Source organism: Agathobaculum sp. TL06 (assembly GCF_054658635.1).
Genome location: NZ_BAAGGY010000016.1, coordinates 37,754 through 58,409 on the forward strand (window position 1 = coordinate 37,754; position 20,656 = coordinate 58,409).

Sequence of the window (20,656 nt, forward strand, 5' to 3'; positions counted from 1 at the left end):
CATATTTTATATGATTTTATAAGATAAAAGCGTATTATATATAATTGGGTGATATGCTGACTTGGAAGAGGTGAGTGAAATGAGGCCGTTAAAGGAACGAGTAACGATCACACTGGACAGCGATATCGTTGCCCGCCTGCGTGAATTGGCTGATGAAGATGCCCGCCCGTTTTCCCAGTACATCAACGTGATCTTACGAAAATATCTGCATGCGTTGGACAAAAAGAAGCCGTCCGGAGAATAAAACAGGCAGGGAGCCGCAGCTCCCTGCCTGTTTTATCGGTGTTATTCGTCCGCCTCGCGTTCACGCTGCTCCTCGCGCTTGAGCCGCTGCTCGTTGGCGTATACGCGGCTTTGCAGGCGGCAAAGCTCCTGCGCGAGCGGATCGGGCAGGTTGACCTGGTCGAGATCGTAGGACGGGGAGGAAACGCGCTGCCCGTCAATCTTGACCACGCGCGCCTTGACGCCCACGACCGTGGAATTGGGCGGCACCTCCTGCAGCACCACCGCGTTGGCGCCGATGCGGCTGTTATCGCCCACGGTGAACGGGCCGAGCACCTTGGCGCCGGTCGCGATCAGCACGTTGTTGCCGATGGTCGGGTGGCGCTTGCCGGTGTCATGGCCGGTGCCGCCGAGCGTGACCCCGTGGTAAATCGTGCAGTCGTCTCCGATCTCGGCGGTTTCGCCAATGACGATGCCCATGCCGTGGTCGATGAACAGGCGGCGGCCGATGGTCGCGCCCGGGTGGATCTCGATGCCGGTCATATGGCGGGCAAACTGGGAAAGCGCCCGCGCAAGGAAAAAGTGCTTGTGCTGATACAGCCAGTGCGCCTGGCGGTGGTAGATCAGCGCGTGGAAGCCCTGGTACAGCAAAAAGACCTCCAGCGTTGTGCGTGCGGCGGGATCGCGGTCGCGGATCGAGCGCGCATCGTCCAGCAGGCCCTGAAAAATCATAAAGCATACATCCTATCGTTTGGGTATGAAATCGCTACAGTATTCATTATAGCGGCATTTGGGCAAAAATTCAAACACTACGTTGAATTCCGCGAAAAAAGTGGTATAATGTAAGAAGATTTTGCTGAATGAGGTACGAAAATTATGAAAATTACTGTCATGGGGCTGGGCTACATCGGCCTGCCGACCGCGATCACGCTGGCCGAGGCAGGGTTTGAGGTCTGCGGCTTTGACGTGAACGAAAAAACGATCGAGACGCTCAAGGGCGGCCATATCCATATTGTGGAGCCGGGCCTGCAGGAAGCGTTCGAGAAGGCGGTCGCCCACGGGCATCTGCATTTCTCCTCCGAGCTGACCCGATCGGATGTGTTCTATATCGCCGTGCCGACCCCGTTCTACCAGGACGAAACCGGCAGCCACAAGGCTGACCTGAAATTCGTGGAGGCCGCGGGCCGTATGGCGGGCAAGGTGATCGAACCGTCCAATCTGGTCATTCTGGAATCCACCGTGCCGCCGCACACAACCGAGATGCTTGCGCGTGTGCTGGGCGAGGAATCCGGCATCGATATGGACCGGCTGCACGTCGCGCACTGTCCGGAGCGCGTCATCCCCGGCAATATGATGTACGAGCTGAAGAACAACGACCGTATCGTCGGCGCGCGCACACCGGAAGCCGCCGAGATGGCGGCGGCCATCTATGAGAAGGTGCTGGAAAAGGGGGTCGTCCACAAGACCGACGACCTGACCGCCGAAATGTGCAAGCTGACCGAAAATACCTTCCGCGATGTCAATATCGCTTATGCCAACGAGCTGTCGGTCATTTGCGACAAAATGGGAATCGATGTGTTTGAGCTGATCAAGCTGGCCAACTGCCATCCGCGCGTCAATATCCTGACGCCGGGCGTGGGCGTGGGCGGCCACTGCATCGCGGTAGACCCGTGGTTCATCTATGAACAGTTTCCGGCCGAGGCCAAGGTTATCCTCGCCGCGCGCGAGCGCAACGAGAACAAGCCGCATTTTGTCGCGGGCAAGGTGGTATCCTCGCTCGCCAAGGTGACGGATACGGTCGGTGTGCTCGGCCTGAGCTATAAGCCGGATGTGGACGACCTGCGCGAGTCCCCCTCGATCGAGCTGTGCCATATTCTGCAGGAAAAGGGAGTGAACGTGATCGCCTGCGAGCCGTTTGCAAAAGACGGCGAGGTGCAGGGCATCCCGAATGTACCCTTTGCGGAGGTTTTGCAGAAAGCGGACTATTTGGTGATTACATTGGGACATACTTTGTTTAAAGATAACAAAAAGTTGATTGCTGAAAAGCCGTATTACGACTGTGTCGGCTTGATGGAATAAACAAACAACGGAAAACGGCACAGCGGAACGCTGTGCCGTTTTTTCATCCCGCGGACGGCCCCGCGCGCGGTTTACAAATTGGAAACAGGGCGTGGGTTCGGCGGGAAATTTCCGTAAGATAGAGTAAAGACAGATAGGGAAAGGGGGCGGCGGTATGGATGACAGGATCATCGAGCTGCTGTCCGCGGGCGACCAGGAGGGCATCGCCCTGCTGCAGAAGCAGTACGGCAATATGGTGCGGTACATCGTGCGCGGCGTCCTGCGGGACGCACAGGATGTGGAGGAATGCGTCAGCGACATTTACCTGCGCGTTTGGGACCGGTTCGGCACGTTCCGGAGCGATCGGGGCAGCCTTGCGGCCTGGGTGACCGCGGTGGCCCGTAACACGGCGGTGGATTGCCTCCGGCGGCGGCGCGCGCCGGAGGAGGCGTTGGAGGAGCGGACGGGCGCGTCCCCCTCGCCGGAGGAGGAAGTGCTGCGTCGGGAACGCGCCGCGCAGCTCCGGCGCGCGGTGGATGCGCTGAGCAACAACGAAAGGCTGCTGTTTTACCGCAAGTATTATTACCTGCAGTCCACCGCGCAAATCGCCGCCGAGCTGGGCTTGACCGAGCGGGCGGTCGAGGGGCGGCTGTACCGCCTGCGCGGCCGGCTGCGCAGGCTGATGGGAGGTGACGCGCTATGACCGGACGGGAACAGGAAGAATTTGACCGTTATCTGGAACAGGAGCTTAGGGAAGCCCTGCCGCGCGAGAGCGCGGTCGGGGAGGTCAATCCCTGGGACACCCCCATCCGCTATATCGTCTGGGGCGTGATCCTTACGCACATTGGACTGGAATTCCTGTACCTGCAATACCTGATGCCCATGATCGGCGTGCTGCTGTCCTACCTGGGCTTCCGGTCGCTGCGGCGGTGCGGCGCGGGGTTCCGTGCGGCCTGGGCGCTGGCCCTTGCGGAGCTGGTCTGGCAGGCGGTATATCTTGGCCTTTTGGTCACGCCGTACCTGCCGGAGGGAGAGTGCGCCGCCGCCCTTGGCCTTGTGCATACGGCGGCGGGGATTGTACAGCTTTGCGCGCTGCGGGCGGGCCTCCGGCGCGTGTACGCGCAGGCGGGCGTCGTACCCGAGGGCGACCCGCTCCGCTCGGCGGTTGTCTGGCAGCTTGTGTGCGTTGCGCTGGCGCTGTCGCCGCTGTCGCACAGCTGGCTGGCGGGGATTCCGATGCTCGTTGCGTTTGTCGTGATTGTCAGAGCCATGTTCCGCATCAGCGACGGGCTGGGCGATGCGGGCTACTGCCTGACCGCTGCGCCGGTGCAGGTGAGCGGCAAGCGGTTCGGCTGGTGCTATGTCGCGCTGTGCGCGGCGCTGGTGGTGGGCGGCAGCCTGTGGGTCAACCATCCCCGGCTGGACGCGCAGCCGCGGCCCGCGACTGAGATGGCGGCGGAGCGGCAGGCGCTGACGGCGCTCGGCATGCCGGAGGACGTGGCGGCCGACCTGTCCGACGAGCATGTGGCCGTGCTGGAGGATGCGCTCTATGTGGAAAGCGTTCAGGAACAGATGCTTTTTGACCCGGGCGAGGGCCGTGTCAGCAACATGCCGGAGAATTATCCGGAGGGCTATTCCGAGAGCGCAGAATGGATGGATGTCAGCGCCGTGTATATCGAGCTGCCGGGCAACCGCATGGCGGTGCTCAACCACTTTGCATGGCAGCGGGGCGCGGCCTGGTGGGGCGATGCGTTGGCGCTGCTGTGGCAGGATGAGCCGGCGGAGCTGGTTGGCGGCGTCCTGCTCTATGAAAAGGGCGGGCAGAGCTATACGGCCGCGATGCCCGACCTAAAAAGCGAAATGGTGACCACGACCGATTGGTTTTTCGGCGTACAGACCGCGCCGCGCATCACCGGCACGGTCAGCTATCCGTTCGGCGCGCAGGCGCAGCGCGGCTATACGCTGTATATCATCGAGCTGGAAGACAGCTGCGTGTTCGGCGGCGCGAACCTGATTTACTGCCACCGCCGGCAGCCGGTCAGCCTTCCGTACCGCGCGCCGGAAGAGTTGACGCAGGGGTGGACAGGAAAAAATCTGCAGAACAGCTATACCAATTACGCGACACGGGAATACCGCGAGCGGGAGAAAAACGACGGCGCTTTGTGACGTTTTTGTGTTTTTCCTTGTATAGAACGGAAAACAGTGCTATAATAACAAAAGTCTGTTTAGTTTTTTGCAATACAAGGAGAGTCGGAATATGAACAAATGGGTACAGCGTATTGCCGCGCTGGTCGTTTTGCTGGCAATCGTACTGGGCATCACCTACTGGCAGGGCTCCAAGGTATCGGTCTCCTATCAGCCGATGGGGGAGGATTCGCCTGTCGTGATGACGGTCAACGGCGATGAGGTCAGGGCGGAGGAATTCGCAACCTACATGATCTATAACATGAAGTACTATGAAAACATGTATTCACAGTACGGCATGATGGGCCTGTGGAGCGACGACAGCTCGGCCGAGATGCTGGGCGTGATGATGCCGGGCTTTGCCAAGGACCAGGCGGTCTACTCGCGCGTGGTGCTGGAGCAGTTTGAAAAGGCCGGTCTGGAGCTGTCCTACAGCAACCAGAAGGAGCTGTCCACCCTGCGCAAGGACACCATCGACCAGGCCGGCGGCTACGACGGCTACCTGCAGAAGATCGCGCAGCTCGGCTTCAACGACCAGACCTATATGAATTTCCTGTATATCACGCAGTGCTACTCCGCGCTCAACGAGTATTATTACGGCTCGGACGGGATCGACAAACCGACGGACGAGGAGCTGATGGAGCACTTCCGCGACAACTACATCTCGGCCAAGCATATCCTGATCCTGACCGTCGATCCCTCGACGGGCGAGACGCTGCGCACGGACGAGGAGGCCAGGGCGCTGGCGCAGTCCATCCTGGACCGCATCAATGCGGGCGAGGACTTTGACGCCCTGATGAACGAATACAGCGAGGACGGCGGCCTGGAAGGCAATCCGGACGGGTATATCTTCACCGAGGGCGAAATGGTCACCCCGTTCTACGAGGGCGCCAAGGCGCTGGCGGAGGGCGAGGTTTCCGACCTTGTTAAGAGCGATTACGGCTATCATATCATCCAGCGCACGGCGCTCGATTATGAAAACCAGTTCATCAATTACCAGGCTGACCTGGCCACGCAGATGGGCCGGACGATGGACGCGCTCCTCAGCCAGTGGATGACCGAAGCAGAGGTCGAAACCACCGACGTGTACGACGAGATCAACTATAAGAACGTATACGATTACGCGCCGGCAGGGGTCGCGGAGATCCTGAACGGCTCGGACTCGGACGACAGCGCAGCTTCGGATGAAGCGGCGGCGGACGACGCGGCTTCCGATGACGCGGCTGCGGAATAAGCGGAAAAATCAAAAAGGACGCTCCGGCGGGAGCGTCCTTTTTTGCTGCGGAAAACGGGCGTCAGGGCTCCGCAAGCAGCCAGGGAAGCGGCGTGCGGCCGAAAAAGCTGTTGTGGAACAGGGCGAGCGCCTCCCAGGTGGCGCGGTCGGTCACGCCGTTCTGCGGCAGCAGGAACACCCCCTGGGCCAGGCGGACGGCGTCCGCTGTCGCGCGGTCGTACTCGCCGGTGAGCGGAACGGGGATCACGGAGGAAAAATGCGGCACCGCCGAGGAAAGCAGGAGCTGCAGCACAAGCACGGACGGGCCTTTATCCCCGATGGTAAGCTGCGCGCCGGAACCGGCGGGGAAGAAAGAAACCGCGGCGGGCAGCGTGTCGCCCAGCAGCAGGAGCAGATAGGCCTGGTAGATCGCAGTCCATGTTTCATAGTCGGCCGTGCCGGTAACAGGCAGGCTGTGGCGGCGCTGGAAATCGCGCACCGCCGCCGCGGTTTCCGGACCGAAGATGCCGTCCGGCGCCAACGGCTGAACGTACTCCTGATCGCGCTGGATGCGGCGCAGAAAGGTCTGCAGGTCAAAAATATGCGCGCGGCGCTGTGCTTCGCTGTACATCAGGCGCTCGCCTCCTCTCCTACCGGATAGCCGGGGTACTGCCCCTCGCTGGTTTGGCTGCCCGCGAGCACATCGCCGGCGAGCTGCGCCATATACTCCCAGGTCAGCGGGCCGATGGCGCCGGTGGCGGGCAGGCCGACCAGCGCCTGCACGACCGAGACCGCGTCGCGCGTCGCGGGGCCGAAAATACCGTCAACGCCGACGGTCGGCACCTCCGGATAGGCGCGCGCGATAATATTAATCACCTGCTGCGCCCGACGCACCTCTTCTCCGCGCATGCCTTCCACCAGGAAGATTTCGGGCAGGCCGGCAAGCTCCTGCAGCCATTCCTGCTCGGGGCGGGCCGCCAGAATGGACTGGTAGGTGGAGAGCAGCTCGTTCCAGGTCGTGCGGTCCACAGCGCCGGTCTCCGGCAGGCCCATCATGCGCTGATAGGCGGTAACGGCCTCGCGCGTCTGGGGGCCGAAGACCCCGTCGAGCTGATTGGGCTGCCAGCGGGGGAGCTGGTCGTAATATTCGCCCACTACAGCCAGAAAATATTGCAGAAGCTGCACACCCGGGCCGGTCGCGCCCTCGCGCAGCTCGGTCGGGAACTGACGCGAGACGTCCTCCAGCCGCAGGCCCTCGCTGTCCAGCTCGCTCAGCCGCTTGACATTGTTATATACGAAGGCGATGCGGTACCAGGTGGACTTGCCGACGATCCCGTCCACCGCGAGGTTGAACTGCCGCTGGAATGCGCGCACGGCGCGCTCGGTGTCCGCGTCAAAAATCCCATCCACGGGATAGATCTTGGGGATGTTGGGATAGTTGGTCGAGATGCGGTTGAGCCGGTTCTGGATGATGCGGACCTCCTCGGACACATCGCCCAGCCGGAACGTGACGCCCGGCCAGGAGCCGCCGAGGTTGGGGGCGATGGGCGCGTTGCGCACAAAGTTGATGTCGTCCCCGTAGAAGGAGCGCACGATTTCCTCCGCGCTCATGCCCTGCTCGGCGAGCGGGACCGTACCCCACTGGCTCAGCCCGCCCGGGCAGGTCGTGGTCGTGCCGTTGCAGTACTGGGCGAACAGCGGCTCGATCGCCTCGCCGCGCGTCAGGTAGTTGTTGAACATATCGTCCACAATGGTGGAGATGTTCTCGAAGATATCGCGCCCGGGGACGAAGGACTGATCGTAGCGCGTGGAATTTGTGATGTCGAAATCATAGCCCTGCGCGCGGTACCATTCGGTAAACACGCGGTTGAGGGCATAGGATATCTGCGCGTAGATGTTGGCGCGGATCGCCTCCTCCGGCCAGGTGGGGTAGATTTCGGACGAGGCCACGTTTTTGATATAGTCGGCAAAGGGGACGGTGATGTTCTGCGCGCTGGCCGAGGGCGCGCCAAGATGCACGGTGATCGTCTCCGGAATGACGACGGGGGATTGTTCGGGCAATTTCGTTCACTCCTCTCCGCCCGTTTCGGAATGGTATAGCACCTGTGGGTCGCCGGTGGCGGTCAGATCGGTCTGGCTGGACGGCTGGTTTTCCTCCAGCGGGGTCAGCGCGACCGGCAGCACGGCTGGAATGCCGGGAAACATGGGGATATGCAGAGCGGTAAGCGGCGTATAGCCCTCCTTGGCAACTTCTACGGTATAGAGGGAAAACGGCGTGCCACTGTCCGGTGTCATGGAGTTGGACAGCGGCGGGGTGGACAGCTCCATGGGCGGCGTCATGCCGTTCTGATCGGTGCGGACGCTGTAAAGCAGCGTCCGTTCACCGGGTTGGTCGGCTGCGGTGGATACAGTCACGGAAGCGCCCGCGAGGGGGAGCGCGCCTAGCGCGGTCGTTACGACAACACGCAGCACGGCCGAGCTGGTAGCGGGATCGGGCATAGATAGCGACCTCCTGTATGATTGGATGGATGTGCCGGTGGTCAGGCCAGACGGACCTTATACTGCTTGAACCACCGGTCGAGCTGCACGATATAGGCGAAGATCTGCGGCGTGCGCATAAGCTGGCCGTACCACGGCTCGGCAAGGCTTTCCGGCCGCTCCATCAGCGCCTCCACCGCGGCGTGATCGAACAGGGCGGAAGCGATGGATTCGCTGTCCGCGAAAATGCGGCGCACATAGTCGGCGCACAGGCGGGTATAGACCGGATGAAAGGTCTTGGGATACGGGCTTTTCTTGCGCCAGACGATCTCCTCCGGCAGCATGGACTCAAAGGCCTTGCGCACAACGCCCTTTTCCCGCCCATCCAGCGCCTTGAACGCCCACGGCATATTATAAGCATATTCCACGATACGGTGGTCGCAGAACGGCACGCGCACCTCCAGGCCGGAATACATGCTCATGCGGTCCTTGCGGTCGCGCAGCGTTGCGGGAGGATACGGGGGACTCTGGAAAAAAAGGTCGAAAAAAAGCTATACAGCCGGACGGAAAAATGGTATGCTTTATAACAAAGATACTTCAGTACGGACAAGGAAGAACGCGACCATGGAACTTTTGAAAGAACGGATCAGAAAAGACGGTGTGATCAAAGAGGGGAATGTGCTCAAGGTGGACAATTTCCTCAACCATCAAATGGATATCGGTCTGTTTAACGAGATCGGCAGGGAGTTCAAGCGCCGGTTCGCGGACGAGCGGATCGATAAGATCCTGACGATCGAGGCCTCCGGCATCGGCATTGCGGCGATCGCGGCGCAGTATTTCGGCGTCCCCGTTGTGTTCGCCAAAAAAGCGCAGTCGATCAACCTGGACGGGACCATGCTGTCCGCGCCGGTCGAATCGTTTACCCACAAGCGCCGGTATGAGGTTATTGTCGCCAGCCGCTTCCTGCGGCCCGGGGAAAACATCCTGATTATCGACGATTTCCTGGCCAACGGCTGCGCGGCCATGGGCCTGTGCCAGATTGTCGAGGCCGCGCACGCGCGCGTGGCCGGCATCGGCATCGTGATCGAAAAGGGCTTCCAGTGCGGCGGGAAGCTGCTGCGGGAAAAGGGGATGCGCGTGGAATCGCTCGCCATCGTGGACGGGATGGATGCGGCAACCCAGACCGTGCAGTTCCGCGACTGAGCGGTGCGCTGCGGGGACCGCATGAAAAAAACCGGCTGGTTTCAGCCGGTTTTTTGCTGCGTTCCGGTAAGGCGCACCGAAATACAGGCGGGATATGGCAAAAAAGGACAACGCAGCCGGATTTTGGGCGGACGGACTTGAACCAAATGTAGAAAATGCGGGATTTAGACAAAAATTTGTCAAACTGAGTGGGACAAAGCGGGGATATTTGTTATAATGAGGGTATCATTTCACAAATTCAAAACAGGGAGGACAATATGGAAAACGAAAAGAAGGAGCAATCCTTTTTCGGGCCGTATAACTTCACGGCCAAAATCCCGCTGGGGCAGGCGATTCCGCTGGGGCTGCAGCATGTGCTGGCGATGTTCGTCGGCAACCTGACCCCCATCCTGATCATCACCAGCGCGTGCGCCGCGATGAGCGACGCGGAGCAGTTCGCGGCGATCCAGGTGTCGCTGCTGCAGAACGCAATGCTGGTGGCGGGCATTGTCACGCTGGTGCAGCTTTTCTCGATCGGGCCGGTGGGCGGCAAGGTGCCGATCATCATGGGTACCAGCTCGGGCTTTATCGGCGTGTTTCAGAGCGTGGCGCAGGTGATGGGCGGCGGCATCCTCGCCTATGGCGCGATGATGGGCGCGTCCATCATCGGCGGATTGTTTGAAGGCGTGCTGGGCTTTTTCCTCAAGCCGCTGCGCCGGTTTTTCCCCGCGGTCGTCACGGGTACGGTCGTGCTGTCCATCGGCCTGTCGCTGATCAGCGTGGGCGTGGCTTCGTTCGGCGGCGGCAGCTCGGCGCAGGACTACGGCTCGGTGGAAAACCTGCTGGTGGCGCTGGCCGTGCTGGTGGTCATCCTGGTGCTCAAGCACTGTTCCAAGGGCATGCTGAGCTATTCCTGCATCCTGATCGGCATTATCGTCGGCTATGTGATCTGCGCGGTGCTGCCGCTGTTCCTGTCCACGACAGGGGTAACGGCCGAGGGCGTGGAGTACACCAAGGCGTGGGTGCTCAACTGGGACAAGGTTGCCCAGGCAAGCTGGTTCGCGGTGCCTGAGATCATGCCGGTGCCGGTCGTATTCGACGTGCGTGCGATCGCGCCGGTGATGATTATGTTCATCGTCACCGCGGTAGAGACCGTGGGCGATATTTCCGGCGTGATGGAGGGCGGCATGGGCCGCGAGGCGACCGATAAGGAGCTTTCCGGCGGCATCGTGTGCGACGGACTCGGCTCCTCGTTCGCGGCGGTGTTCGGCGTGCTGCCGAATACCTCGTTCAGCCAGAACGTGGGCCTGGTTACGATGACCAAGATCGTCAACCGGTTCGCGCTCGCGTGCGGCGCGGTGTTCCTCATCCTGTGCGGCCTGCTGCCCAAGCTGGCGGCGCTGGTGTCGATCATGCCGCAGAGCGTGCTCGGCGGCGCGGCGGTCATGATGTTTTCGTCCATCGTGATGAGCGGCATCCAGCTCATCACCCGCGAGCCGCTGACCGCGCGCAATATGACCATTGTTTCGGTCGCGCTCGGCCTGGGCTACGGCCTGGGCGCGAATGCCGCGGTCCTGGCTGGGCTGCCGCAGGCGGTGCAGCTCATTTTCGGAGGATCGGGCATCGTACCCGCGGCGTTCGTGGCGATTTTGCTGAACGTACTGCTGCCCCAGGAGAAAAAAGAGGAAAACGCATAAGTTTTTTCCCGCAGGCACAGAGGATACCGGCTTCCGGCGCACAGGCGCGCCGGAAGCCGTTTGTGCGTCAGGGAGACGTTGTTATTGACAAAGGATAACGAAAAAGCGCGCGGCAAATTGTTTTTTGCGCGCGCACATGCTATGATAAGCACATCAGACCATACGGAGGGAACAGCTTTGTTGACGATCGGGCAATATGTCAGGCCGGAGAGCCTGGACGAAGCGTACGCGCTTTGTCAGAAAAAAAGCAGCGTAGTGCTGGGCGGTATGCTCTGGCTCAAGATGCAGCACAGGAGTGTTGGGACGGCGATTGACCTGTGCGGGCTTGGGCTGGACCGGATCGAAGAGACGGAAACGGGATACCGCATCGGCGCGATGGTCCCGCTGCGCGCGCTCGAGACGCACGCGGGCCTGGCCACGCTGACGCAGGGCGCGATGGCCGAGGCGCTGCGCCATATCGTGGGTGTGCAGTTCCGCAACTGCGCCACCGTGGGCGGCAGCCTGTGGGGACGGTTCGGTTTTTCGGACGTACTGACGCTGTTTCTCGCGCTGGACGCGGCGGTCACGCTGCATCACGCGGGCGAAATGCCGCTTGCGGACTTCGCCGCGCTGCCGCGCACCACGCGGGATATTTTGACGCACGTCACCCTTCCCAAAGCGCCGCGGCGGACGGTTTATCTGTCCCAGCGCAATATCTCGACCGACTTCCCCGTGCTGGCCGTGGCGCTCAGCGAGCGGGACGGCCGGTATACCTGCGCCGTCGGCGCGCGCCCCATGCCCGCCGTGGCGTTTGTGGACGAGAAGGGCGTGCTTGCGCAGGGTATCACAGAGGACAGCGTGCGCGCGTTTGCGGCCGATATCGCCGCCCGCGCGGTGCTGGGCGGCAACCTGCGCGCGGGAGCGGATTACCGCCGCGCGGTCTGCGAGGTGCTGGTGCGCCGCGCGGCGCTCGCGCTCAGTAAGGAGGGATAAGGTATGGAGATCAAACTGACGCTTAACGGCAGGCCGCTGACCGCGTCCATCGACGCGGACACCCTGCTGCTCGACCTGGTGCGCGACCACGGCTGCTATTCGGTCAAGCGCGGGTGCGAGACCGCCAACTGCGGCCTTTGCACCGTGCTGCTGGACGGCACGCCTGTACTGTCGTGCAGCGTGCTCGCCGCGCGCGCGGCGGGGCGCCATGTGCAGACCCTTGAGGGTCTGCAGGAGGAGGCTGCGGACTTTGTCGGCTTTATCGCCGACCAGGGTGCGGAGCAGTGCGGCTTCTGCAACCCGGGCTTTGTGATGAACACCATCGCGCTGCTGCGCGAGAACCCCGACCCGACCGACGACGAGATCCGCGCCTATCTTGCGGGCAACCTGTGCCGCTGCTCGGGGTATGAGGGACAGCTGCGCGGCATCCGCGCGTATCTGGACAACCGGAAGGAGGCGCGGGCATGAGTGAGAACAGCTTCCGCGTGGTGAATCAGCCCGTGCGCAAAAAGGACGCCATGCAGCTCCTGCTCGGTAAGCCCGCCTATGTGGACGACGTGACCCCGCATGACTGCCTGGTGGTCAAGGTGCTGCGCTCGCCGCATGCCCACGCGCTGATCGAGGAGATCAACACGGACATTGCGCGCAAGGTGCCGGGCATCGCGTGCATTTTCACCTACAAGGACGTGCCGCAAAAACGCTTTACCATGGCGGGGCAGACCTTCCCCGAGCCATCGCCCTACGACCGGCTGATCCTCGACCGGCGCGTGCGCTTCGTGGGCGATGCGGTGGCGGTTGTCGCGGGCGAAACCGAAAAAGCGGTGGATAAGGCGCTGGGGCTTATCAAAGTGAAGTATCAGGTGCTTGAGCCGCTGCTCGACTTCCGCGCGGCCAAGGATAACGCAATTCTTGTGCATCCGGAGGAAAACTGGCGCTCGCTCTGTCCGGTCGGGGCGGACAACCGGCGCAACCTGTGCGCGAGCGACGCCTGCGGCGACGGGGACGTGGACGCGGTGCTGGCCGGCTGCGACGAGGTCGTGGACCGTGTTTACCACACCAAGGCCTGCCAGCAGGCCATGATGGAGACCTTCCGCACCTACACTGAGATCGACCACTACGGCCGCCTGCATATTGTGTCCTCCACGCAGATCGTGTTCCATGTGCGGCGCATCATCGCCAACGCCCTGGACATCCCCAAGAGCAAAATCCACGTCGAGAAGCCGCGCATCGGCGGCGGCTTCGGCGCAAAGCAGACCGTGGTGGCCGAGGTCTATCCCGCGCTTGTCACCTGGAAGACCGGCAGGCCCGCCAAGATGATCTATTCCCGCGAGGAGTGCCAGATTGCCGGATCGCCGCGTCACGAGATGGAAGTGCATGTGCGCGTGGGCGCCAATAAGGACGGCGTGATCCGCGCGATCGACGTGTACACCCTGTCCAACACGGGCGCGTTCGGCGAGCACGGCCCGACCACGGTCGGCCTGTCCGGCCATAAATCCATCCCGCTGTACACAGGCAACCTTGAGGCGTTCCGCTTCGCCTATGACGTGGTGTATACCAACGTGCAGGCCGCGGGCGCGTACCGCGGCTACGGCGCGACGCAGGGCATCTTCGCGGTCGAGAGCGCGGTCAGCGAGCTGGCGGCGCGGCTGGGGATGGATCCGGTCGCCATCCGCGAAAAGAACATGGTGCGCGAGGGACAGGTCATGGCCGCGTACTACAACGAGCCGGCGAACGCCTGCGCGCTCGACCGCTGCATGGCGCGCTGCAAGACGCTGTTCGGCTGGGACGAAAAATACCCCGTGCGCGACATGGGGAACGGTAAGGTGCGCACGGCGGGCGTGGCCATGGCCATGCAGGGCTCGGGCATCTCGGGCGTGGACGTGGGTTCCGCGACCCTCAAGCTGAGCGACGAGGGCTTCTATAACCTGATGATCGGCGCGGCGGACATGGGTACGGGCTGCGACACCATCCTCGCCCAGATGGCGGCCGAGTGCCTGGACTGCTCGGTGGATGATATCGCGGTGTTCGGCGCGGACTCGGACGCGTCGCCCTACGACTCGGGCTCGTATGCGTCCTCGACCACCTACGTCACCGGTAAGGCGGTCGAAAAGGCGTGCAGCCAGCTCAAGGAGAACATCTGCGCGGTCGCGGCGGACCTGCTGGGTTGCGCGGCGGACGAGCTGGAATTCGCGGGCCGCACGGTGCGTAAGCTGGACGGCACGGGCGAGGTTTCGCTGTTCGACATCGCGACCAAGTCCATGTGCGGCAACGGCACGGCGGTCGAGGCCACGGCCTCGCACTCCTCGCCGGTCTCGCCCCCGCCGTTCATGGTGGGCATGGTTGAGATCGAGCTGGACACCGAAACCGGCCAGGTGGACGTTTTAGATTACACCGCGGTCGTGGACTGCGGCACGCCGGTCAACCCCAGCCTCGCGCGGGTGCAGACCGAGGGCGGCATCGTGCAGGGCATCGGCATGGCGCTTTTCGAGGACGTGACCTACGAGCCGACCGGCCGCATCATGGAAAATTCGCTGATGCAGTACAAGCTCCCCACCCGTCTGGACATGGGCAGGCTGCGCGTGGAGTTTGAATCCAGCTACGAGCCGACCGGTCCGTTCGGCGCCAAGTCGATCGGTGAGATCGTCATCAACACGCCCTCGCCCGCAATCGCGCACGCGATCTACAACGCCACCGGCGTGTGGCACCGCGAGCTGCCCATCACGCCGGAAAAGGTGCTGCGGGGCATCCGGCACGGGCAGGCATGACGCATATCCTGTATCTTGCGGGTGGGAGCGGCCGCCGCTTTGGGGAAAACAAGCTGCTGTATCCATTGGACGGCAGGCCGCTCTACCGTCACGGGCTGGACATGCTCGTCTCGCTTGCCAAAACGCGGGATGACTGTACGCTGGCCGTGGTCTCGCGGTACGGCGCGGTGCTGGACGGCGCGCGGGCGCTGGGCGTGCGTGCTGTGTACAGTCCGGACAGTGAAAAGGGCCTGTCCTGCACCATCCGCGCGGGACTGGACGCCCTCGCGCTGCGGGCGGGCGACTTTGTCGCCTTTGTCGTGGCCGATCAGCCGTACCTGACCGCTTCCACCATGGCGCGCCTGCTGGATGCGGCTCGACCGGGCGTACCCTGTGCGCGCGTGTGCTGCGACGGACGGCTGGGCAACCCCGCGCTGTTCGCCGCGGCGCTTGTGTCCGGCCTGTACGCGCTCGCGGGCGACGAGGGCGGCCGCGCGCTGCTCCGGCGGCCGGACTGCGTGCTCGTCCCTGCGGACAGCGCGCGCGAATTGTATGATGTTGACACAAAGAGCCAGCTCCCTTTGCCGGGAAAGCAAACCAGGGCATGAAAGCGCTGCGGAAAAGCGGCCGGCCGCTGCTGCGGGGAATGCCGGACCGAGCCGCCAGAACGGACGGAGGCCTAACGGCCTTCGTCCGTTCTTTTTCACTCAGGCGCCATAGGGCAAGCGGAACACGATCTCGACGGTATCGTCGCCGACAACGACCCGCCGGATGGCCGCCTGCGCAATCTTCTTTTTTTCCGGAATGGTGTAATCCGGCCACTCGGTCAGGATGGCCTGGAAAAACGGCTCCAGATCGTCCGGCGGATGGGTGTAGAGCAGGGCGTCGCGCTGGCGCTTCAGCTCGGACAGGGCGCGGTTGGCCTCGTGAATCTGCGCGGAAACGATATGTATGACGTCGGCCTCGCGAACGTGCGCAAGGTTTCGCGTGAGCTGGCCGATCTCGTCCTCCTGCCGGGCGATGGCGGCCGCAAGCCGGTTGAGGCGGGCGTCGGGACGGCGCTGCGTTTGAGGGGCCACCGCACGGTAGCTGCGCAGGAAATCGAGCAGGCGCGTCTGGACCGCCTCTTCAATCTGCTCCAGCGTCACGACCGTGCCGCGGCCCGGGCAGACCGCGTTCCCGCGCTTATGCCCGCCGCAGTTGATATAGTGGCCGCGCATGCCGGCGGGCTTGTTGACCACGGTGATCGCGTAGCCGCATTTTTTACACTTCATCAGGCCGGACAGCCAGCTGTGCGTTCCCGCGCCGCTGCTGCCCAGCGTCCGGTTGCGGTCGAGCTTGCGCTGCGCTTCCAGCCAGCACGCGGCGTCCACGATCCCCTCGTGCGGCGCGAGGGTGATAAAGCTGCCGGACAGGTCGGACAGGCGGCGGCCGGACGGGTGCGGCGTCTGCGGCGCATAGCAGTAGCAGCCGTGCCGCTGGTCATAGGCGTCAATGGGATCGTTCATTGTGGCGCCCTTGCCCTGCAGGTAGCGGTAAACCGCGGCGTCCGCCCGCACGAAGGCGGGGCTGCGCAGCAGGCGCCCCAGCGGCAGCGTCGACCAGCTCCCGCCGCGCGCGGTGCGGTACCCACCCGCGTTCAGCCAGCGCACCAGCGAGCCCAGCGTTTCCCCATCCTGCAGGTAACGCGCATAGAGCGCGGCCATCAGCGCGGACTGCACGGGATCGGCCACATAGCAGGCGGTCCGTTTGCCGCCTACCGTGGTTTCCCCCTTGCTGAAGCCGAACGGCGGCCGGCCGCCCAGATACATGCCGGCTTTCGCACGGGCAAAATAGTTGTCCGTGACGCGGCGCTGGATGGTTTCGCGTTCGAACTGCGCGAATACCATCATGATCTGCGCCATGACTGTGCCGGAGGGGGAGTCGTCGAGCGTAAGGCCCTCGGCGACCGATTGGAAGTGAACGCCGCGCGCCGACAGCCGGGCGCACAGGCCGGTAAAGTCATGGACCGAACGGCTGATGCGGTCCAGACGGTAGACCAGGATCTTGTCAACCAGGCCGTTTTCCGCGTCGTGAAGCAGCCGCTGGAGCGCGGGCCGGTTGATGGTTTTGCCGGAAAAGCCCTTGTCCGTGTACACCCGGCAGGACTGCAGCTCGCGTGTGGTGAGCGCGCCGCGGCAGAGCTGCGCCTGCTGCTCGACCGATATGCTGTCCGCGCGTTCCACGGACTGTCGGGTATAGATGGCGACCGTACGGCGTTCTCCTTTCTGTGCGTTTTACGAGGCGGGGATGACCGTTATGCCGGTTTTGCCGGAAGCGGGCGCGCGAAGCCCTGCCGGATCCGGCAGAGCTGCGCCTTGAATTCGCCCGGCGTCACCGGCGGGCCGCAGGGCTCGATGCTGACCGTTGTTGTCATGGGGGAGGCCTCCTTTCGCGAAATGGCGGGGAACCACGGGAGAAAGACAGGGACACAGGGCAGGGTGTGCGCGCCCTGCTTTTATCGTATGCCTGAATGGGGGCGGAGAGAACCGGACGCGGCGGTGTTGGCGGCGGCGCCGGAAAAATAGAAAAGCAGCATAAAAGTGCATAAGGCGCAGGGGAAGAAATTTGTTTGTTTCATCCATATTGTCGTATGGTATGATGCAGAAACGACCCGTTTGATAAAAAAATTTAATCCATATCGTAGGATGTAGTATTTTGTGGACTATGCTAATATCGAAATACAAACCACAGGCGATATTTGTTGATTCTATCAAAATGCTGAAAGGATGAATGGGTTATGACACCGAAAAAGATTGCAGTTCTGGGCGGCGGCAACGGCGCGCACACGATGGCGGCAGAGTTTGCGCTGAAAGGGCATACGGTCAATCTGTACGAAATGCCCCAGTTCAAGGGCAACATGAAAAAGGTTTTCGAAACCAAGACCATCCGACTGAAAGGCAATATCAAGGAGCTGCAGGGACCGGTCGAGCTGAACATGGTCACTGACGATATCGCCGAGGCAGTGGAAGGCTGCCGGTATATCTGCCTGGTAGCGCCGGCGTTCACCCACCTGGGCTACGCCAAGCTGCTCAAGGGCCATCTGCATAAGGATCAGATTGTCGTCACCTATCCGGGCGCGTTCTCCGCGCTGGTCATGAAAAACATATTCGGCGACGATCCGGACTGCCCGATCTTCGCGGATGCGAACAACCTGCCGTATGACTCCCGTCTGACCGCCCCGGGCTCGGGTGAGGTCAACGTATTCGGCCGCAACCCGATCAATATTGCGTTCCTGCCCGCGGATAAGGGGCCGGAGCTGATTGACGAGATGCGCGAGGACCTGTTCCCGTTTGAGAAAATCTACCATGACTGCCTGGAGTGCGGCCTTGCGATCGTCAACCCCGATTGGCACGCCGGACCGGTGCTGTTCAACATCTCCCGCATTGAAAGCCCGCAGGTCAATTTCTTCCTGTACGAGCACGGCTGGACGCCCTCCGCGTGCCGCCTGAACATCGCGATGGATAAGGAACGCAAGGCGCTGGGCAACGTGCTGGGCTACAACCTCCGCCCGATGGAGGATTTCGCCGGCCGTCCGGACGACTATGAATGGACCTGGCAGGATCTGTATAAGGAGGGACATGGCTCGATCGGCCTGACGCCGATCTGCGGCCCGAACGACCTCAGCAGCCGCTATCTGACCGAGGATATCCCGTTCGGACTGGTTCCGTGGGCGGCGATCGCCGAGGTGGTGGGCGTTCCGATGCCTCTGACCAACGGCTTCATCGACATCATCAATATCGTACATGAGCGCGACTGGCGCGCCGAAGGCTGCGGCCTGGACGAGCTGGGCATCGAGGGCATGGACAAGGATACCCTGCTCGCCTATGTGCGCACCGGCAAGAAGTAAATAAAAAACATCTGACAGCGAAGAAAGGGGAATCGCCATGAGCAAGATCATTCGAAATTGGGGCTATATGGGTCCCAATACACCCAACAGAAGATACGATACAACGGAAGGTCAGCTGATGAACGGCTTCCCGATCGGTATTCTTCAGTTGTGGGCGCATCTTCCGTTCTTTCCCGGCAACGTATCCAATGCCTATACCTACGACTTTCCGGTAAAATTCATCGAGGTGAAAGGCTCGGGCATCGATAACATCCTGGCGGGCGATATGTCGCTGGTGGATAATATCGTGGCTGCCGCCAAGCAGCTGGAAATGGATGGGTGCCGTGCGATCTGCGCGAACTGCGGCTTCTTCGGCCATTATCAGAAGCTGGTCGCGGACCAGCTGGACGTACCCTGCTACCTGTCCTCCATGGTGCAGGTGCCGTGGGTGCTGGTCGGCCTGAAATCCGATCAGAAGGTCGGCATTATGACTGCAAACAAAAACACGCTGACCAAATCGCTGTTTGAGGCATGCAGCATCAGCGAAGAAATGCAGAAGCGCTGCGTGGTATACGGCGCGCAGGACGAGGAGGAGTTCCCCAATATCCTGACCGGCAAGGGTGGCCTGGATTACGACAAGGTGGGGGATGAGCTTTCCGGCATCGCGCACCGCATGATCGAGGAGAATCCGGATATCGGCGCGATTCTGCTGGAATGCACGGATATGCCGCCTTACGCGCACCGCCTGCAGGCAGAGCTGAACCTGCCGGTATACGATGCGATCACGCTGATCAAATACGTTAAGTCCACGGTAACGCAGACCCCCTATTACGGCTTCCTTTGAAAGCCGGACCGAACGCAGGCATCTGTGCCGCCGCAATGCGCGCGGCACAGATGCTTAGGATTTCACGGGGAGATGGGCATACAGTCCGAAACAAAGAAATTGGAGAGAAAGGGAGCGATCATCAATGAAACATCTGAGAAAGAGAATTATCAGTCTGGTCCTGCTGGGCGCTATGGGCGCATCCACGCTGGCGCTGGGCGGATGCGGCAACTCCGACAACGGCGGCACGACAAACGCGGACGGCGAGCAGACGTATGAGCTGCGTTTGGCCACGCTGTATCCGACAGACCATGAGATGACTATTGCGGTGCAGGCCGCCTGCGACAAAATCGAAGAGGAGACCGGCGGGAACGTCAAGATTCAGATATACCCCTCTGACCAGCTGGGCGATTATACCTCGGTTTACGAGGAGATCATGAAAGGCACCATCGACATGACGGTCAACACGATGATCACAACCTATGATTCCACGCTGGAGATGCTGACCATTCCGTATCTGGCCAGCTCGTATGAGGAAGCGAAAGAAATCTTTGTGGATCCGGATTCGTACTTCTTCCAGACGATTCTGGAGCACCAGAGAAATCTGAACATTGAGACGCTGGGCATTTATATCGCGGGCGCGCAGGGCGTAGGCGCTGCAAAGTCGATCGCAAACGCGATGGATCCGACGGTCAAAAAATCCGAGTTGATCCGCTGCCCCTCGACAGACGGCTATTTGTGGACGGCAGAAGGCATGGGTTATAACACGGTAACCATCAATTACAGCGAGCTGTACTCCTCGCTCCAGACCGGCGTATGCGACGGCTGGGTCGGCGGCGGCGCGTATGTAAATTACCTCAGCTTCCGCGACGTGCTCGATTATTTTTGCGATGCGCGCTATATCTTTGAGCAGATTGTTTGCATCATGAACAAGGAACTGTTTGACGGTATGCCTGCAGAGTATCAGACGATCATCAAGGATACCTTTGCAGAATCGAGCAACGTTTTTGCGGATCAGATGGAAGAGCTGGACGAACAGGCCATGACGGACATGGAAGCCATGGGCATCGAGGTTTATCGTCCGACCGAGCAGGAGTATGAGACGATGCGCGAGTATTTCCGCAGCAATGTATGGCCGAACTATGAAGGCACGCTGGATGCGGAAACGTTCAGCTCCCTGATGGCAAACGGCCTGCGGGAGGCTGCATAGCATAT

Annotated in this window: 20 protein-coding genes; 14 read left to right on the forward strand and 6 right to left on the reverse strand. The window is 61.6% G+C overall.

Annotation, left to right across the window (positions count from 1 at the left end; translation table 11 throughout):
* The first annotated feature begins 79 nt into the window (after positions 1-79).
* On the forward strand, positions 80-244 hold the full coding sequence (locus ACYQ3S_RS10770) for a ribbon-helix-helix domain-containing protein (protein ID WP_054327966.1): 165 nt from the start codon (positions 80-82) through the stop codon (positions 242-244).
* A gap of 41 nt (positions 245-285) precedes the next feature.
* Here the strand turns inward: ACYQ3S_RS10770 and epsC are convergent, their stop codons facing one another.
* The gene (gene epsC / locus ACYQ3S_RS10775) at positions 286-954 is read right to left on the reverse strand and encodes a serine O-acetyltransferase EpsC (RefSeq protein ID WP_459689067.1); all 669 of its coding nucleotides are present in this window, start codon (positions 952-954) and stop codon (positions 286-288) included.
* A gap of 144 nt (positions 955-1,098) precedes the next feature.
* Between epsC and ACYQ3S_RS10780 the strand changes: the two genes are divergently transcribed.
* The 4 genes from ACYQ3S_RS10780 to ACYQ3S_RS10795 all read left to right on the forward strand — a co-directional run bounded on the left by ACYQ3S_RS10780 (position 1,099) and on the right by ACYQ3S_RS10795 (position 5,698).
* The gene (locus tag ACYQ3S_RS10780) at positions 1,099-2,301 is read left to right on the forward strand and encodes a nucleotide sugar dehydrogenase (protein ID WP_459689068.1); all 1,203 of its coding nucleotides are present in this window, start codon (positions 1,099-1,101) and stop codon (positions 2,299-2,301) included.
* 154 nt (positions 2,302-2,455) lie between these two features.
* On the forward strand, positions 2,456-2,983 hold the full coding sequence (locus tag ACYQ3S_RS10785) for an RNA polymerase sigma factor (RefSeq protein ID WP_459689069.1): 528 nt from the start codon (positions 2,456-2,458) through the stop codon (positions 2,981-2,983).
* Positions 2,980-4,446 carry a hypothetical protein gene (locus tag ACYQ3S_RS10790; protein ID WP_459689070.1) on the forward strand — a complete coding sequence of 489 codons (1,467 nt, stop codon included), beginning with the start codon at positions 2,980-2,982 and terminating at the stop codon, positions 4,444-4,446. Before ACYQ3S_RS10785 ends, ACYQ3S_RS10790 begins: the two co-directional genes overlap by 4 nt.
* 91 nt (positions 4,447-4,537) lie before the next feature.
* Positions 4,538-5,698 (forward strand): peptidylprolyl isomerase, encoded by a 1,161-nt coding sequence (locus ACYQ3S_RS10795; RefSeq protein ID WP_459689072.1) that lies wholly within the window; start codon positions 4,538-4,540, stop codon positions 5,696-5,698.
* A gap of 61 nt (positions 5,699-5,759) precedes the next feature.
* Here the strand turns inward: ACYQ3S_RS10795 and ACYQ3S_RS10800 are convergent, their stop codons facing one another.
* The 4 genes from ACYQ3S_RS10800 to ACYQ3S_RS10815 are packed head-to-tail and all read right to left on the reverse strand — an operon-like array spanning position 5,760 to position 8,631.
* Entirely contained in the window at positions 5,760-6,308 is a 549-nt protein-coding gene (locus ACYQ3S_RS10800) for a peptidoglycan-binding domain-containing protein (protein WP_459689074.1), read from the reverse strand.
* On the reverse strand, positions 6,308-7,738 hold the full coding sequence (locus ACYQ3S_RS10805) for a peptidoglycan-binding domain-containing protein (RefSeq protein ID WP_459689076.1): 1,431 nt from the start codon (positions 7,736-7,738) through the stop codon (positions 6,308-6,310). The genes ACYQ3S_RS10800 and ACYQ3S_RS10805 overlap by 1 nt, the downstream gene beginning before the upstream one ends.
* A 6-nt stretch (positions 7,739-7,744) precedes the next feature.
* Positions 7,745-8,176, reverse strand: a complete 432-nt coding sequence (locus ACYQ3S_RS10810; RefSeq protein ID WP_459689077.1) for a hypothetical protein — start codon at positions 8,174-8,176, stop codon at positions 7,745-7,747.
* Positions 8,177-8,217: 41 nt separating this feature from the next.
* Complete coding sequence (locus ACYQ3S_RS10815) at positions 8,218-8,631, reverse strand: asparagine synthase-related protein (protein ID WP_459689079.1); 414 nt, start codon at positions 8,629-8,631, stop codon at positions 8,218-8,220.
* Between the two features lie 148 nt (positions 8,632-8,779).
* Here ACYQ3S_RS10815 and ACYQ3S_RS10820 point away from each other — a divergent pair, with 148 nt between their 5' ends.
* The 6 genes from ACYQ3S_RS10820 to ACYQ3S_RS10845 all read left to right on the forward strand — a co-directional run bounded on the left by ACYQ3S_RS10820 (position 8,780) and on the right by ACYQ3S_RS10845 (position 15,358).
* A complete protein-coding gene (locus ACYQ3S_RS10820; RefSeq protein WP_459689080.1) occupies positions 8,780-9,358 on the forward strand; it encodes a xanthine phosphoribosyltransferase in 579 nt (192 codons plus the stop codon).
* 257 nt (positions 9,359-9,615) lie between these two features.
* The gene (locus tag ACYQ3S_RS10825; protein ID WP_459689081.1) at positions 9,616-11,034 is read left to right on the forward strand and encodes a uracil-xanthine permease family protein; all 1,419 of its coding nucleotides are present in this window, start codon (positions 9,616-9,618) and stop codon (positions 11,032-11,034) included.
* Between the two features lie 177 nt (positions 11,035-11,211).
* Positions 11,212-12,006, forward strand: a complete 795-nt coding sequence (locus ACYQ3S_RS10830; protein WP_459689083.1) for an FAD binding domain-containing protein — start codon at positions 11,212-11,214, stop codon at positions 12,004-12,006.
* Between the two features lie 3 nt (positions 12,007-12,009).
* Positions 12,010-12,474 (forward strand): (2Fe-2S)-binding protein, encoded by a 465-nt coding sequence (locus ACYQ3S_RS10835; protein WP_459689084.1) that lies wholly within the window; start codon positions 12,010-12,012, stop codon positions 12,472-12,474.
* Complete coding sequence (locus ACYQ3S_RS10840) at positions 12,471-14,771, forward strand: xanthine dehydrogenase family protein molybdopterin-binding subunit (protein WP_459689085.1); 2,301 nt, start codon at positions 12,471-12,473, stop codon at positions 14,769-14,771. Before ACYQ3S_RS10835 ends, ACYQ3S_RS10840 begins: the two co-directional genes overlap by 4 nt.
* On the forward strand, positions 14,768-15,358 hold the full coding sequence (locus ACYQ3S_RS10845) for a nucleotidyltransferase family protein (protein WP_459689086.1): 591 nt from the start codon (positions 14,768-14,770) through the stop codon (positions 15,356-15,358). The genes ACYQ3S_RS10840 and ACYQ3S_RS10845 overlap by 4 nt, the downstream gene beginning before the upstream one ends.
* A gap of 99 nt (positions 15,359-15,457) precedes the next feature.
* Here the strand turns inward: ACYQ3S_RS10845 and ACYQ3S_RS10850 are convergent, their stop codons facing one another.
* Positions 15,458-16,993 carry a recombinase family protein gene (locus ACYQ3S_RS10850; protein ID WP_459689119.1) on the reverse strand — a complete coding sequence of 512 codons (1,536 nt, stop codon included), beginning with the start codon at positions 16,991-16,993 and terminating at the stop codon, positions 15,458-15,460.
* 536 nt (positions 16,994-17,529) lie between these two features.
* Here ACYQ3S_RS10850 and ACYQ3S_RS10855 point away from each other — a divergent pair.
* The 3 genes from ACYQ3S_RS10855 (at position 17,530) to dctP (ending at position 20,651) form a co-directional block, all read left to right on the forward strand.
* Entirely contained in the window at positions 17,530-18,639 is a 1,110-nt protein-coding gene (locus ACYQ3S_RS10855; RefSeq protein ID WP_054327949.1) for an NAD/NADP-dependent octopine/nopaline dehydrogenase family protein, read from the forward strand.
* A 37-nt stretch (positions 18,640-18,676) separates the two neighbouring features.
* Complete coding sequence (locus tag ACYQ3S_RS10860) at positions 18,677-19,462, forward strand: aspartate/glutamate racemase family protein (protein WP_459689088.1); 786 nt, start codon at positions 18,677-18,679, stop codon at positions 19,460-19,462.
* 124 nt (positions 19,463-19,586) lie between these two features.
* The gene (gene dctP, locus ACYQ3S_RS10865; RefSeq protein ID WP_459689090.1) at positions 19,587-20,651 is read left to right on the forward strand and encodes a TRAP transporter substrate-binding protein DctP; all 1,065 of its coding nucleotides are present in this window, start codon (positions 19,587-19,589) and stop codon (positions 20,649-20,651) included.
* Positions 20,652-20,656: the final 5 nt, after the last annotated feature.